Origin of the sequence: Steroidobacter sp. (assembly GCF_036402275.1) — a bacterium.
Classification (GTDB): domain Bacteria; phylum Pseudomonadota; class Gammaproteobacteria; order Steroidobacterales; family Steroidobacteraceae; genus Steroidobacter.
The window spans coordinates 108,288-123,138 of record NZ_DASWTF010000041.1; the positions used below are offsets into that span (position 1 = coordinate 108,288).

General features: G+C 61.7%; 12 protein-coding genes. 8 read left to right on the forward strand and 4 right to left on the reverse strand.

Annotation, left to right across the window (positions count from 1 at the left end):
* Positions 1–68: 68 nt before the first annotated feature.
* A complete protein-coding gene (locus tag VGD45_RS25805) occupies positions 69–2,696 on the forward strand; it encodes an arylsulfatase (protein ID WP_331158256.1) in 2,628 nt (875 codons plus the stop codon).
* A gap of 24 nt (positions 2,697–2,720) precedes the next feature.
* Here the strand turns inward: VGD45_RS25805 and VGD45_RS25810 are convergent, their stop codons facing one another.
* Both VGD45_RS25810 and VGD45_RS25815 read right to left on the reverse strand, forming a co-directional pair.
* A complete protein-coding gene (locus VGD45_RS25810; RefSeq protein ID WP_331158257.1) occupies positions 2,721–3,737 on the reverse strand; it encodes a hypothetical protein in 1,017 nt (338 codons plus the stop codon).
* A gap of 129 nt (positions 3,738–3,866) precedes the next feature.
* Positions 3,867–4,346 (reverse strand): hypothetical protein, encoded by a 480-nt coding sequence (locus VGD45_RS25815; RefSeq protein WP_331158258.1) that lies wholly within the window; start codon positions 4,344–4,346, stop codon positions 3,867–3,869.
* A 74-nt stretch (positions 4,347–4,420) separates the two neighbouring features.
* Between VGD45_RS25815 and VGD45_RS25820 the strand changes: the two genes are divergently transcribed.
* Positions 4,421–5,332: an AraC family transcriptional regulator gene (locus tag VGD45_RS25820; protein ID WP_349263363.1), complete on the forward strand. Its 912-nt coding sequence runs from the start codon at positions 4,421–4,423 to the stop codon at positions 5,330–5,332.
* Here VGD45_RS25820 and VGD45_RS25825 read toward each other — a convergent pair.
* Complete coding sequence (locus VGD45_RS25825; RefSeq protein ID WP_331158260.1) at positions 5,290–6,690, reverse strand: MFS transporter; 1,401 nt, start codon at positions 6,688–6,690, stop codon at positions 5,290–5,292. The genes VGD45_RS25820 and VGD45_RS25825 overlap by 43 nt on opposite strands.
* Positions 6,691–6,847: 157 nt before the next feature.
* Between VGD45_RS25825 and VGD45_RS25830 the strand changes: the two genes are divergently transcribed.
* Complete coding sequence (locus VGD45_RS25830) at positions 6,848–7,801, forward strand: LysR family transcriptional regulator (protein ID WP_331158261.1); 954 nt, start codon at positions 6,848–6,850, stop codon at positions 7,799–7,801.
* A gap of 10 nt (positions 7,802–7,811) precedes the next feature.
* Here the strand turns inward: VGD45_RS25830 and VGD45_RS25835 are convergent, their stop codons facing one another.
* Positions 7,812–10,013 (reverse strand): TonB-dependent receptor, encoded by a 2,202-nt coding sequence (locus VGD45_RS25835; RefSeq protein ID WP_331158262.1) that lies wholly within the window; start codon positions 10,011–10,013, stop codon positions 7,812–7,814.
* Positions 10,014–10,207: 194 nt separating this feature from the next.
* On the opposite strand from VGD45_RS25835, the gene VGD45_RS25840 reads away from it, so the two are divergent.
* The 5 genes from VGD45_RS25840 to VGD45_RS25860 are packed head-to-tail and all read left to right on the forward strand — an operon-like array spanning position 10,208 to position 14,847.
* Positions 10,208–11,173, forward strand: coding sequence for a VOC family protein (locus tag VGD45_RS25840; protein WP_331158263.1), 966 nt, complete (start codon positions 10,208–10,210; stop codon positions 11,171–11,173).
* A gap of 48 nt (positions 11,174–11,221) precedes the next feature.
* Positions 11,222–12,046, forward strand: a complete 825-nt coding sequence (locus tag VGD45_RS25845) for an NAD(P)-dependent oxidoreductase (RefSeq protein ID WP_331158264.1) — start codon at positions 11,222–11,224, stop codon at positions 12,044–12,046.
* 1 nt (position 12,047) lies between these two features.
* Complete coding sequence (locus tag VGD45_RS25850; protein WP_331158265.1) at positions 12,048–13,352, forward strand: aromatic ring-hydroxylating dioxygenase subunit alpha; 1,305 nt, start codon at positions 12,048–12,050, stop codon at positions 13,350–13,352.
* Positions 13,353–13,360: 8 nt separating this feature from the next.
* Entirely contained in the window at positions 13,361–13,909 is a 549-nt protein-coding gene (locus tag VGD45_RS25855; RefSeq protein ID WP_331158266.1) for a 3-phenylpropionate/cinnamic acid dioxygenase subunit beta, read from the forward strand.
* 11 nt (positions 13,910–13,920) lie between these two features.
* Positions 13,921–14,847 carry a 3-keto-5-aminohexanoate cleavage protein gene (locus VGD45_RS25860; protein ID WP_331158267.1) on the forward strand — a complete coding sequence of 309 codons (927 nt, stop codon included), beginning with the start codon at positions 13,921–13,923 and terminating at the stop codon, positions 14,845–14,847.
* Positions 14,848–14,851 lie beyond the last annotated feature (4 nt).

Sequence of the window (14,851 nt, forward strand, 5' to 3'; positions counted from 1 at the left end):
ACCCTGGGGTTCAGATAAGCCGATTAATATGATAAAAGCCTCGGCCTGGATCTCAACGGAGAGCATGAATGCGCCGATTTCTCGCCGCCTGCGCGGCGATCGTCTGTCTATCCGGCGTGGCCCAGGCGCAGGGAGCGCTGGGCGCGAATTACAACGAACACTATGAGGACGTCGATTACCGCGACCTGGAAAAGGCCGATGCGAGCTGGGTCCGCATCTTTTTGACCATGCCCGAGCTCGATCGCGGGGCCGCGGAGCACGGCGTCGTTCGCACGACGCTCGATGCGGGAAGCCGCGGCTACCGAACCATTCTGTCGCTCAAGTGGCCCTTCCCGAAGCACGATTTCCCGAAGCCGGGCAGCGCCGAGATGAAACAGGAATTTGCGCGGCTCGATACCGTTCTGCCGCTCGTCATGGGCAAGGTCGACATCCTCGTCATCGGCAACGAGCCCTATATCGAAAGCCGGGAAGCCGACCGGGATCTCGATCTCAACACGTTTTACGAGGCGATGGCCGCGCGCGCGATCGACTATCGTGCGCAGAAGTGCGGCGAGGGCTGCAAAACGCGTCTCTACATGGGCGCGCTCAACCGGCTGGATCTGAAGAAGAACCTCACCCAGTCGGCCGATCGCTGGATGGAATATGTCCGTGCGACGCCGGAGATCGAGGGTGTCGATATTCATCCGCACATCGATTCAATCGAGGCGTCGAAGCCGTTTCTCGATTACATCCTGCCGCGGATGCGGGCCGAGCAGAAATTTCTGGTGACTGAGTTCTCGCTCGTATGGTGGTGGAAACAGAATCTCACCAAGCCGATCCCGGCGGCTTACGCGAAAAAATATGGCGTGCCTGCCACCGAGCAGAATTGGCAGGCGATCAAGGCGGCGCTCCAGCAGCCGGTAGCCAAGCAGCAGTGGGACGATTTCCTCTCAATGAGCCCCTGGTTCGAGAGCCGCAAGCACTATCTTCGCAACCAGATGAAGATGTTCCGTGACACCGGACGCCTCGCGGTCGCAACCTATGGTTTCAAGCAGGGCAGTTCGATGTCGAACAACTTCGGCCCTGAGAAGACGCCGTGGCTGCTCAACAGCGTGTTCGCGCCACGGACCGTCAAGGCCAATCCCGATGGCAGCGCCGCCGCCAACTATGCGTGGATCGACGATTTCAAGGCGCTGCAGAAAGAGGGCACAGCTGCCTCCACCGTGCAGCGCAAGCCCAATATCGTCGTCATCTACGCCGACGATCTCGGCTATGGCGATCTCAGCAGTTATGGCGTGACGACGATCCGCACGCCTAACATCGACCGCTTGGCCGCGAGCGGAACTCGTTTCGTCAACGCGCATGCGCCGTCGGCCACCTGCACGCCTTCTCGCTATGCGTTGCTGACGGGCGATTACGCCTGGCGTGCATCGGGGACGCAGATATTGCCCGGCGACGCACCCGCGCTCATCCGGCCGGGCCACTTCACGCTGCCGATGATGTTGAAGAAGGCGGGCTACGCAACAGGCATCGTCGGCAAATGGCACCTGGGGCTCGGCAACGGCAAGGTCGACTGGAATGGCGAGATCGCGCCAGGGCCGCTCGAGATCGGTTTCGACTATGGCTTCTTCATGCCGGCGACGCTCGACCGCGTTCCCACCGTGCTGATCGAGAACCGCCGCGTGGTGAACCTCGATCCTTCCGATCCGATTCAAGTCGATTACCGCCGGAAGGTCGGGTCCGAACCGACCGGCGCGGAACATCCCGAGCTGCTGAAGTTCGGCGCCGATCCGGAACATTCGAACACGATCGTCAACGGGATCAGCCGTATCGGTTACATGACGGGCGGCAAGGCCGCCCGCTGGACCGACGAGCAACTTAGCGATCAGTTGCTCGGCAAGGCGATCGAGTTCGTAACAGCGCGGAAGGAAGAACCGTTCTTCCTTTATTTCCCGGTGAACGAGCCGCATGTTCCGCGGGCGCCGCATCCGCGCTTCGTCGGCTCATCGGGCATGGGCCCGCGCGGCGATACCATCGTGCAGTTCGACTGGACCGTCGGCGCGTTGCTGAAAAAGCTCGAGGAATTGGGCATCGCCGATGACACGATGGTCATCTTCAGCAGCGACAATGGCCCCATATTGTTCGACGGCTATAACGACCAGGCCGTCGAGCGTGCGGGCGACCACACGCCGTCCGGCCCTTATCGAAGCGGCAAGTACAGCATCTATGAAGGCGGCACGCGTGTGCCGATGATCGTCAGCTGGCCGGGGCATGTTCGCGCAGGTCATGTTTCGAAGGCGCTCATCGACCACGTCGATCTCGTCGCCTCGCTCGCGGCGCTGGTAGGGCAGAAGCTGCCGCGCGACGCCGCGGTCGACAGTTTCGACATGCTTGCCCCTTTGATGGGTCGAAGCGAACGAGGTCGCGAGTTCGTGGTGGAGGATACGAAGCTCATGGTGACCACTGGCGCCACGGTGGCGAGCAGCGGAGCGCGGATCCTCGCGCTGCGAAGTGGCGATTGGAAATTGATCCGCGGCAGCGTCGAGCCGCATGAGTTCCATGGCAACGAGATCGGTACGTTACCGAAGCACCAGCTTTACAATCTCGCGCGCGATCCGGGCGAGCGGGAAAATCTGGCGGAGAAGATGCCTGATCTGACGGCCAGGCTCGCTGCCATGCTCGATGAGTTCGAAAGGGACGGGCGCAGCGCTCCCTGACTCGCAACGGTCGCGAGGATGGCCTTACGATCTGGTGCGTCTGCGCTTTTCGTAGAAGGCTCGCATCCGGGGGCGCAGGTCGGATTCATCGAGTTGCCACAGGCCGAAGGGGCCATGAATCAGCTGGAGCTCGTGCGAGGATCCGCGTTCGAATTGGTCCCAGAATTCGTGAAATTGTGCGTAGTCGATCGGGGGAGCGGCGCTATTCACCGGGATGAGTCGACCTCGTGCCTGCAACTCATAGACGACGGTTTGGGTCGAGTTTCCAGCCGCCCATTGATCTGCTCGTTTGACGAGCGGCACGAAGGCAAACCCGAGCGCCATGCCCAAGAGCCACGAGATCGCCCACGACTCGCGCGCTGGCACACCACCTCGCGTCAATATCGGGTAACACGTGAGTGCGAGCAGGCCGATGAACGGCGCCATCACCATGATCGAGTCGCCGTTCAACAGCACGTTGTGGTTGAGCATGGCGCCATCGAACAGCGCGAAAGCGCCGAGGACGAAGAACGCAATGACGACGCCGAGCGAGCGTCGATTCGTTTCGAGTGCGAACTCCCCTTTTGCGGATTGCGGTAGCTCCAGGTCCGGCGCGAGGCGCCGGACGATGTCCGCTGAAGCGTCCCGCGATGCCGCCGGATTGAGACCCGTGTCGGCCGAGATCGTCAGTGCGTCCGCTCCGTCTCCGATGGCGATCCAATGCAAGTTGCCATCGGCGAGTCTTGCATTCCCCACCCATCGCAAACTCATGTTGGCTTTCGAATAGCGACGATCGATGCGACCGCCGCTGGAAATCTCCCCCAGAACGCGCACTGTTTCGCCTTCGTCGACCAGCAGGCCGCGCGCCTCATACGGCAGCAGCTTCAACAGACGCGCGGAGTGAGCGGGCCGGTTGATATAGATGCGCGTCCAATTCGGCGTGTCCCGCAGCTCGGCCAACAGATGATCTTGCCGCCGCCGCGCCTGGCGCATCTTGAAGAACGTGACCGCGAGAGCAGCGAGCATCAGGACATGGATGAGGATGGCGAAGATCTGATGCATCGAAGCTTCCCGTGTTGGCTTCCATTGCTACGCAATCTTGAAGCGCCAACCCGAATCATGGGAAGTGCGTACCTCGCGCCTTGCGGCTCATCGGTGCAATCCGAGACGGAGTTCACATTCGGGCGCGACTCAGGTCGCCCTCTGCCTCCGCAAGTAGATCACCTGCGCCGTGATCCCGACGATGAGGGCGAGGAGCAGGCTTGCTTGCGCGCCTAAGAGCAGCGGCGATTTCAGATCCGTGACCAAGGGATGGCCGTCCGGCACGCGACGCAGAGTCTCGCTGACAGTAGGAACCATCAACAAGAACGCGGTGAGGGTCAGGCAGATGGTTTCTATGTAGACGCCAGCGCGCCCGAGGCGCTGCGTGAGCCCGACGCCGTAACCTGCGAGCAGCAGAATCAGAGTGACTACACCGATCGCGTTGCTTACCGGCTGATGGGCTACCAGGAAAACCGTGGCGGCTCCTATGAACATGGAAACGAAATAGATCGCGCCCGGCCGGGATCGAGGCACGATGCGGCCGTGGCGAGCGAACATATAGAAGGCCAAAGGAATGGCGGGCAAGCTGCCGAGTGTATGCACCCAGCCCAACGGAGAGATTCCAAACATCGTGTGGTCCTGACAACGGCGCGATAGTCGCTATACTGCAGGCGCTAATTTAGAGGCAGGCCGCCCGCATCGACATGATGAAATCGCTGCAAGACTTGATCGTTCGTCCGGAGCTGCAGATTCAAGGCATCGCGACGGGCGACCTGTTGTCGCAGGTGCTGTCGCAGATCCGCCTGACGGGGGATCGTGTCTATTCGTGCCAATTGCAGGCCAAGGGGCGCATGGAGCTGGAAGGAAGGGCCGCCCATGTTTGTGTGCTCGAGCAGGGGCGCTTGAAAGTGACCAGGGCCGGCGAGCCTCCGGCGACGATCGATTCAGGCGATCTCTTTTTGCTACCGCGCGATCCGGAAGAACTGCGCATCACGGCGGTGGATGAGCCGGCTTCGTTGGTCGTTTGCCGCTTCTGGTTCGACGCCAGTAGTTTGCGAGCGATGCTGTTCGCCTTGCCCTGGCTCATTCACATCAGACGGGTTGACGCCGCAGCTTGGATCGAAGGTCTGGTGCATTACTTGCTGCTCGAAGCCAACGATGGGCAACCGGGAGGGGCGTTGATGATCTCGCGCCTGATCGATCTCATCGTCATTCGGACGTTGCGAACCTGGGTTCATCAGGGCCGCGCGGCCGGATGGCTCGGCGGGCTTTCCGACGTGCGCGTAGCTCGGGCGTTAAGGAAGATCCATGAGCAACCGTTGCAACGCTCGAGCATCGACGAGCTTGCCGGGGTCGCCGGGATGTCGCGGTCGAGTTTCAGCGAGCGATTCACTGCGCTCGTGGGACGTTCGCCGCTGCGATATCAGAACGAGTGGCGCTTGACCTTGGCGCGAGACATGCTGGCGAAGCGCAGCGCTCGCGTCGGGGAGGTCGGCATTGCGATCGGTTACGAGTCGGAAGCGGCGTTCAGCCGCGCCTACAAGGCGTACTTCGGCCGTTCGCCGCGCGTCGATTACAACAGATCCTTTCGCAGCGTCCGCGCTGCGCGAAGATAAAGCATTGCGCTCACGACGAGCGCCAGCGTTGTGACAATCAGAGCCCAACGAATTCCATAGGCGGCTGCCGAGGCGCACGCCATGTTCAACGCTTCTGTAGCATTCGGCTCGGCAAGCCCGCCGGGACACTGCAGGTCGTAATGGCTCTCCGGAAGAAGCCTAGAGAATTGTGCCGCCGCGAATCGATCGCTCAACAACCCGGTGACCGTCGGTCCCAGGCCCATCCCGAACAAATTCACTGAGAGATAAAGCAACGCGGTGGCGGTTGCGCGCATTCGGGGCGTGACCATGTTGTGCATCAGACCCATGGTCGGCCCGAGATAGATATATTGGAGGGCGGGAGGCACCAGCAGGATCGCCATCGCGGCTGCCTTGGTCGGCGCCAGGAAGCCTGCGACGTACAGCGGCGCGGCGAGCAGCAATCCGATCGCGGGCGCCCACACCGCCCAGCGTCGATCGCGTCGTGCAAGTCGATCCGTCAGCATGCCGGAGAAGAATATACCGATGCCTGCCGAGACACCGCCTGTCATGCCGAGAAACCATCCCGCTTCCGGCAAGCTCGCCTGATACGTTCGGATGAAGAACGGAGCAGAGAAGGTGAGGATGGAGTAGGCTGCGAAGGCAGCGACGCTTGCGCCCATGACACAGTATCGAAGCGCCGGCCGTTCGGCGAACTGCTTGAGGACTGCTGAGAACGCCGGAGCTTGCTGTTCCGAGGGCTGACCGGTGTCGAGACGTCCGCGAGCGGGCTCGCGGATCGTCATCGGAATGAGAAGGGCGAGCACGACACCGGGCAAGCCGAATATCGCGAACGTCACGCGCCATCCGAACTGCTGGGCCGCATAGCCGCCGAGGACGGATCCGATCAGCACGCCCGCAGGGACTCCCAGCGAGTACATGGAGAACGCCGTGCCTCGCTTCAATGGCGGGAAGAAGTCAGTGATCAGCGAATGCGCCGGCGGGCTCGCGCCCGCCTCTCCGACACCGACCGCGACCCGGAACAAAAACAAGCTCACAAAGCCCACTGCGAGGCCGCTTGCCGCTGTCGCCACTGACCAGATCACGAGGGAAGCGGCGATCAGCTGGCGCCGATCCATTCGCTCCGCCAGCCGCGCAACCGGAATTCCCAGCGTGGAATAGAAAAGAGCGAACGCGAAGCCGCCGAGCAGACCGAGCTGCGTGTCGCTCAGATGCAGCTCCTGTTTGATCGGATTCTGGAGAATCGACAGGATGGTGCGATCCATGAAGCTGGACGTGTAGGTCAACGTCATCAGCAGCAACACCCAGTGGGGTGTGAGTCTTCCTTCCTGCTCGCGCGTGTCGTTCGCGATCGAACCGTTTACCTCGACGCTTTGCACACTCCCCCTCCTGCGTTCGGAATTCCTTCGACCCTGCCTGCACTCGCCCGTGTACAGGCATGGCGACTCTGGTACAGACTAGGGCGTTTGCGTTCGGGGCTAAAATCGTTTGCGATGATGGCTCGGATCGTTCTGGGTTATTCAGGAGCCAATCGCCATGAGCATCAGCGTTTCCCGTTTCGATCTGAACCTGCTGCTGGTGCTGGATGCGCTGTTGACCGAGCAAAGCGTGACCAAGGCGGCGAAGCGGCTGTTCGTCTCGCAGCCTGCCGTGAGCGCCTCGCTGCAACGGCTGCGAGAGATCTTCGACGATCAACTGCTGGTCCGTGTCGGCCGCCAGATGGAGGTGACGGCGCGCGGGAAAGCGCTTGCGGCGCCGGTCCACGATGCACTCGTCAACATTCAGCAGGTGCTGAATCTTCGCCAGGATTTCGAGCCTGCGACGGCGCGACGCACCTTCCGTATTTCGATGTCGGACTATTGCGCGATCACGTTGCTGCCGCGGCTGGTCAGACGCTTGGCGCGCGAGGCCAGCGGCATCGGTGTCGTGGTCGAGCCGGTCGGACCCGAGAGTATCCGTCGACTCGAATCGGGCGATCTCGACCTCTGCGTCATCCCGGACGAGCGACGCTCGCTCGGAACACCCATGCATCCGGAAATGTTGCTCGACCAACCGCTCTATGAGGATCGGTTCGTGTGTGTCGTGGCCGCGGATCATCCCTTGAGCGGCAGCCTCACGCTCAAGGAGTACGAGTCCTATCCGCACGCGAAAGCGTTTTTCGGCGACACCATGGTGACCATCTACGATCTGGCTTATGACGAGGCGGGCGTTGCTTCGCAGACGCAGGTGCAGGTCCCGAATTTTTCCTCGCTGCTGTTTCAGTTGCCAGCGACTAAATTGATCGCGACCGTGCCAGCGGGAGTCGCCGAAATGTTGAAGTCGCTGATCGGGTTGAAGTCATTGCACCCGCCGATCGAGCTGCCGATCCTCAAGGAAAAACTCAGCTGGCATCTGCGGTATGAAGCGGACCCGGCGCATCGCTGGCTGCGTGAGCAGTTCGTCGCCGAAGCGCAGTCGATGAAACAAGGCGCCGCGCCGGCGGCGCCTTGAAATCTCCTTATCAGAAGTTATAACCCACGGTCACCCCGTAGGTCAGCGGTGGGGTGTACTGTCCCGAGATGAAGCGGCCGCTGGCAATCACGAATTTGGTGGTGGCCACCAATTCGTCGCCGAGGTTCCGCCCCCAGAGACTCGCATACCACCGCCCGTCGTGTGGATCGAAGCGCAAGCTTGCGTCGTATCGAGTCACGGGCTCCTGACTGGTGCGATTCTCGTTGAACGGAGTGAAGTACACACGGCTCTGATACTGCGCCTGGGCGTTGGCGGTCAGTGAACCGGGGCCGATATCGAAGCGGTACTCGAGGCCCAGCGTGGACGACCATTCGGGCGTCTGCACCAGCCGGTTGCCAGCCTGGTTCTCGAGCACGCCAGTGGGACCATCGAGCGGGTTGACCGTCAAGAAATCGGTGAACTCGGCATCGGAATAACCGGTGATGGACGATACCTGCAGGCCGGCAATCGGCTGCCAGACCAGCTCCAGCTCGACGCCCTGAGAGCGCGCGGTGGCGGCATTCTCGAAGACGCTCACGAAACTGCCGGGAGTGCTGCCCGGAAGCGTGCGGGACACCTGCAAGTCCTCGATGTCGTAGCGATAGAGCGAGAGGTTCGCCTGCAGCGTCCGGGCGAACAGCGTCGACTTCACGCCCGCTTCGTACGCAGTGACTTCTTCCGGCCGCAGAATCGGTGTCGTCGATCCGGAGGCGATGACGCCACTCTTGGATCCTTCCGAATAGGAAGCATAGAGCAGCACGTCCTGATCTGGCTGCCACTCGAGGCCCACGCGCGGGGTGAAGTCAGTGACGCTGCCCTCGGTGTGGAACGGGAAGAGCGTTCCCAGGCGCGTGAAGTTCGCATCGCCGATGCGCTTTTCCCAACTCCACCGGCCGCCGACGTTGAGGCCGAGCTCGTCGGTCACGTAGTAAGTGACATTGGCATAGCCGGCGACGGATTCGGTATCGACCGCACCATTCTGGCTGATGGTCAGCGCATTGGTGGGACCGAACGGGTTGGCCCCGATGCGGATGTCGCTCTCCAGATCCTCTTTGTAGTAATACAGGCCGCCCACCGCCTTGAGCGCTTCGCTTTGGTAGGCGAGCTGCAATTCCTGTGTGTATTGATCGGTCTGCATCGGGATCGCCGCCCCCGCCAAAGCCGCATCGGTGCCGTCGAAATCGCGCAGCGAGTTGGCCTCGTAGTGCCGGTAACCGGAGATCGACTTGAAGGTCAGATCGTCAGTCGCGAAATAGGAGAGAGTGGCGATGGCGCTGACGGTCTCGCGATCGTTGAGCGGGTCGATGTCGGTGTTGAGATCGCGTGGATCGGTCGCGAACGAGCCGCCCGCCTGTGGCCCGGGCGGAATGAGCGATGGCGAAGTTGCGCCAGGGAACGAGTCTTCTCCATATTTGATCTGATAGTTGGCGTCGTCCTCGCTGGTGTATTCGCCGCTCAGCGCGATGTTCAGCTTGTCGGTGGGGAGCAGTAACAAGCTGGCGCGAACCGCCTTCTTGTCCGCATCGTCGATGTCATCTCCGGTGCGTAAATTGTTTCCGTAACCATCGTGGCGGTCCGCCTTGAACGCCACGCGTCCGCGGACCTTGTCCCCGGCAAGCGGGCCGCTCACGGCCCCTTCAGCGGTGAGCGCACCGTAGTTGCCGGCGGACAATGTGCCATAGCCGCTGAAGTCGGCGGTCGGCTGGCGGGTGACCAGATTGATGGCGCCGCCAGTCGTATTCCGACCGTACAGCGTTCCCTGGGGACCGCGGACCACCTCGACGCGCTCGAGATCGAAAAACGCGCCGAGCTGGGCCCCCGGCTGTGACACGACGACGCCATCGACATTGAGGCCCACCGACGGATCCGAGCCCGGCGCGAAATTGTCGTTGCCGAGGCCGCGGCTGGTGATCTGCGCGATTCCGTTGACTTCGCCGATCGCGATACTCGGCAACTGTCCCTGCAGCGACTGGACGTTCACGATGCCGCGCTGGGCCAGCGTTGCGGCGTCAAGCACGTCGATCGCAAGCGGGATGTCCTGCACGGATTCGCTCATCTTCCGCGCCGTGACGACGACTTCCTGGATACCCGGTTGATTGTCGTCTGCGCTGCCTGCGGTGGCCGGCTCCTGAGTCTGTCCCTGCGCCTGGTTGGCAAGCACGCAGATTGCGGCGCCTCCCAGCAATGTCGATTGAAAACGCGCGAGTCGCATGGTTTTCCCCCCTGATGAGTGCGGCTGCGCGCCTGGAGCCGCCTTATTTCGGCGCGCCCTCACTTGATATGCCGATGCGGGGCGCAGAAAAAATCGTTTGGCCTGATAGCAGCCATAAGAGCAAACGATTTTTCTTCGGTCCGGCAAAGCTTGAGGCTACGACGGCGGTGGATCAGCAGGCGAGAGCGACCGAAATGGCAATCAACGGGATCATGACGCTTCGATATCGCGTCGGCGACGTGGCGACCTGCGGCAGATTTTTCGACGATTTCGGCCTGACGCGCTCGGCGAGCTCGGACCAGGCGATTGCTTATAGCCTGGACGAAGGCTCTGGCATCGAATTGCATGGACCGAAGAGCCCCGTCCCCTCGGGCGCTATCGAAGGCGACGGTGTGCACGAAGTGGTCTGGGGAGTGAGCTCCGCCGAGGCGCTCGCCCGCCTTTCGGACAATCTGGCGAGGGACCACGACGTGAGATCGGGCGCCGACGGGGCGGTGCACTTCGTTCCTTCCTTCGGTATACCGATGGCGCTGCGGGTCTTTGCCAAAAACACGGTCGTCTCTGCGCCGGAACCCGCCAATGCGCCCGGCCATGTGGTCCGCCTCAACACCCATCGCAAATGGCGCAAGCGGGCCCGCCCCAAGGTGCTTCAGCATGTGGTGTTCCAGACGCCCCAGTTCGAAGCGGCGACCGCGTTCATGCGCGACCGGCTCGGCTTTCGCGTCACCGACATCCAGGACAGTTTCGGCATGTACTTGCGCGCCCCCGGCGCCATCAATCATCACAATTTGCTGCTGCTGAACGCCAATGCTTCGCTGCCCGGTTGCGATGGCAAGACTCGTTTCCATCATGCCAACTTCGGCGTCGAAGATCTGGACGAGATCATGCTGGGCGCCAACCACATGCAGCGCCAGGGCTGGGAGCCTTCCAAGATCGGCCTGGGCAGGCATCGCATCGATTCGGCCCTGTTTTACTACCTGCCGTGTCCCGCCGGTGGCGAAGCCGAATATGGGGCGGACTCGGACTACGTCGACGATAACTGGGTGCCGCGGCGCTGGACGTTGCCCCTGTTCGGCTATGCGCATTTCACTCACAACCTGCCGCACTTCTTGATGCACGCGCCCGAATGGCGCTACGAATATGCGGATCCTGCTGGATGAAGGTTTGCCGGCAGTAGACACGTCAATGCAAACGAGGGGGAGAACACAGTGGCAAGCCACTTGCGTGTGGGATTCATAGGACTCGGCGTCCAGGGCAAACCCCTGGCGCGGAATATCGTCGAGGCGGGACATGCGCTGACCGTCTACGACGTGCGTCAGCCGCCGCTCGACGAGCTTGCGGCCGCTGGCGCGAAGGTCGCCACCTCCTGTGCCGAGGTGGCGGCGGCCAGCGAGTTGATCATCATCTGCGTGGTCGATGACAAGCAGGTGATCGATGTGCTGGCCGGCGCGGACGGCGTGCTTTCGCGTGTGGCGCCCGGCACGACCATCGTCGTACACAGCACGATCTCGCCCGAGACGATGAAGGCCGCCGCGGCGATGGCCAGCGAGCGAGGCGCCCAACTCGTCGATGCACCGGTCAGCGGCAGCGCCAAAGGCGCCGAGCAAAAGACCATGTCGTTCATGGTCGGCGGCCCGCGCGACGCGGTCGAAAAGTGCCTGCCCATTTTCCGCATCTCCGGCCCGACGATCACGCTGACGGGCGAGGTTGGGACCGCGACCGTGGCCAAGATCGCTCATCAGCTGGTTTGCTGCGTGAACATGATGGCCGTGGCGGAAGGGCTCAAGCTTGGCCAGGCGGCCGGCGTTTCAAGGGACATCTTGCTCGAAGTTTTCAACGGCGGCTTTGCCGGCAGCCGGGCGAGCGAGATGTGGGCGGGTCTGGATCTTCATCCGCGCGCGACGCCCATCTTCTACAAAGATTTGAGCGCTGCTCTGTCGCTCGGACACGTCGTCGACGTTGCCTTGCCGGCGTCGGCGCTCGCTCAACAACTATTGACCGACATCCTGCCGCGTATCGAGAAGGACAAGTGACATGAAATCTGCGATCACCGTGGGCGGAGCGACGAATTGGTTCGTCGATCGCAACATCTTCAGCTCGGCGGATATCTACCAACAGGAGCTGGAGCGGATCTTTCGCCGCGCCTGGCTCTACGTCGGGCATGAAAGCCAGATCCCCAACGTGGGCGACTTCTTTCTGACCAAGATGGGCGAGGACTCGATGATCCTGACCCGCGATCAGGAGGGCAAACCGCGGGTGATGCTCAACAGCTGCCGCCATCGCGGCATGAAGGTATGCCGTTACGACGAGGGCAATACGAAACTGTTCTATTGCCCATATCACGCCTGGTCCTACGGCCTCGACGGTCGTCTCGTGGGTCTGCCGGCGCAGAAAGAAAGTTACGACGCCTCCTTCGACAAGAGCAAATGGGGCCTGGTGCAGGTGGCGCAGGTGGCCACGTTCAAGGGCACGATCTGGGCGACCTGGGATCCGAATGCGCCACCGTTCGAGGAATATCTGGGCGGCGCCGCGGATGCGCTGCGCGTCGGGCTCGGCCCGTGGGACGCGGGTGACGGCGAGGTCGAAGTCATCAGCGGCGTGCAGAAATGGATCATCCCAGCCAACTGGAAAATCGTCGCCGAGAATTGCGCGGGCGACACGTTGCACGACATCAGCCATCGCTCGGTCGATCTGGCGCGTATCGGTCCCGGCGAGGGCGTCGGCCGTCGCGATCCTTTCGGCAAGCTGTATCTGACTCACCATCGCGAAGGCCATGGATTGCTCTATGAAAAGTTCGACATCCATGCGCCGCGCGAACACTACTCATCGTCGCCCGAGACCGCTGCTTACTTTCAGATGACTTGGAAAAAGCGCGTCGAGCGTTTGGGCGAGCGGGCGGGCAATGCGCCGGTGTTGGGAAACATCTTTCCAAGCAGCGGCTTCCACGTCGGCCAGCCACGCACCATCGTGGCCGCGCACCCGCGCGGCCCGAATGAAACCGAGTTGTGGCGAGTGTTCCTGGTGGACAAGGCCGCGCCACCGGCGGTCAAGGACTTCTTGCGTCGCTACTACATCAGTTACGCAGGACCCGCCGGCATGACCGAGCAGGACGACATGGAGAACTGGGCCTATGCAACCGAAGCCTGCGGCGGCACCGGCAGATCTCTGCAGTTTCACTATGGCGCGGCGATGGGTCAGTCGCATCAGGATCCACTGATTCCCGGCAATGTGAGCGATCAGTTCTGGAGCGAGCAGAACGCACGCCAGCTCTACACGCGTTGGCAGCAGTTCATGGACGCCAAGAGCTGGGACGATCTGCGTTTCGAGGATGCCCGATGAGCACGCCAATGACTGGTCCAATGAATGGGCAAGACAAACTCGCGCATCTGCTATTGATGCGCGAGATCGAAGACTTTCTGTACCGCGAAGCCGACTTGCTGGACGAACGGGAGTTCAACGCCTGGCTCGAACTGTTCAGCGACGACATCCGCTACTGGATGCCGATCCGTAAGAACCTGTCGTTCAAGAATCGCGAGCGCGACATTTCCGGCGATCACGAGACCGCCTGGTTCGACGACAACCGCAAGACCCTGCAGAGCCGGGTCAATCAGATCATGACCGGCGTGCATTGGGCCGAAGAGCCGTTGTCGCGCGTCTCGCATCTCATCTCGAACATTCGCATCGAAGGCGAGTATCGGGATGTCGAGGGCGCGGAGATTCTTGTGAAATCTCACTTTCTGGTTCATCGCAACCGCATGGAGACCGAGACCGCGTTCCTCGCGGGCCGCCGGCATGACACGCTGCGCCGGGTAGGAAGCAGTTTCAAGATCTGCAAGCGCAAGATCATCATCGATCAGACGACCTTGACCGTTAAAAACCTTTCGTTCTTTTTCTGAGTTGTTTTGTCATGGCCAAGGTCATCATCAGCTGCGCCATCACAGGATCGGCGCACACACCGACGATGTCGGATGCGCTGCCGGTCACGCCGGAGGAAATTGCCGAGCAGTCCATCGCCGCCGCCGAGGCGGGCGCGGCGATCCTGCATCTGCATGCGCGGGTTCCAGAGAACGGCATGCCCACTGGCGATCCGGACGTGTATGCGCGCTTTCTTCCGAGCATCCGCGAACGGACCGATGCCGTTATCAACCTGACCACTGGCGGCAGCGCCATCATGCCAGCGAAGGAGAGGTTGGCGGCGGCCGCGCAGTTCAAGCCCGAGATGTGCTCGCTCAATATGGGCTCGATCAACTTCGCTTTCTTCGGGGCGGCGCGCCGGATCACCCATTGGAAACATAACTGGGAGCAAGCGTACGTCGTCAACTCGGACGACTATGTGTTTCGCAATACCTTCCGCGACATTCAATACATTCTCGAAACGATGGCGGACGCCGGCACGAAATTCGAGCATGAGTGCTATGACGTGGGTCACCTCTATAACCTGGCGCACTTCGTCGACCGCGCTCTGGTGAAGCCTCCGTTTTTCATCCAGCTCATCTTCGGCATCCTCGGTGGAATCGGCGCCCACCTGGACAATTTGATGTTCATGCAACAGACCGCCGTCCGGCTGTTCGGCAAGGACAGCTTTCGATGGTCGGTGCTGGCCGCGGGCAAACATCAGATGCCGTTCCTCACGCAGGCGGCGCTGATGGGCGGGCATGTGCGCGTCGGACTCGAGGACAGTTTGTTCATAGAGCCGCGCACACTGGCGGTGTCCAACGCGCAGCAGGTGGAGAAGGCGTGCCGGATCCTGGCCGAGATGGGCCATCAGCCTGCGACGCCCACTGAGGCTCGCGCGATGCTCGGGCTGAAGGGCGGCGAGCGCGTGAGCTTCTGAGCAA

Excerpts from the sequence above, each read along its gene's own strand:
- VGD45_RS25820 (WP_349263363.1), top strand. The coding sequence starts at position 4,421 with ATGATGAAATCGCTGCAAGACTTGATCGTTCGTCCGGAGCTGCAGATT.
- VGD45_RS25850 (WP_331158265.1), top strand. The coding sequence starts at position 12,048 with ATGAAATCTGCGATCACCGTGGGCGGAGCGACGAATTGGTTCGTCGAT.
- VGD45_RS25840 (WP_331158263.1), top strand. The coding sequence starts at position 10,208 with ATGGCAATCAACGGGATCATGACGCTTCGATATCGCGTCGGCGACGTG.
- VGD45_RS25855 (WP_331158266.1), top strand. The coding sequence starts at position 13,361 with ATGACTGGTCCAATGAATGGGCAAGACAAACTCGCGCATCTGCTATTG.
- VGD45_RS25835 (WP_331158262.1), bottom strand. The coding sequence starts at position 10,013 with ATGCGACTCGCGCGTTTTCAATCGACATTGCTGGGAGGCGCCGCAATC.
- VGD45_RS25815 (WP_331158258.1), bottom strand. The coding sequence starts at position 4,346 with ATGTTTGGAATCTCTCCGTTGGGCTGGGTGCATACACTCGGCAGCTTG.
- VGD45_RS25805 (WP_331158256.1), top strand. The coding sequence starts at position 69 with ATGCGCCGATTTCTCGCCGCCTGCGCGGCGATCGTCTGTCTATCCGGC.
- VGD45_RS25860 (WP_331158267.1), top strand. The coding sequence starts at position 13,921 with ATGGCCAAGGTCATCATCAGCTGCGCCATCACAGGATCGGCGCACACA.
- VGD45_RS25830 (WP_331158261.1), top strand. The coding sequence starts at position 6,848 with ATGAGCATCAGCGTTTCCCGTTTCGATCTGAACCTGCTGCTGGTGCTG.
- VGD45_RS25810 (WP_331158257.1), bottom strand. The coding sequence starts at position 3,737 with ATGCATCAGATCTTCGCCATCCTCATCCATGTCCTGATGCTCGCTGCT.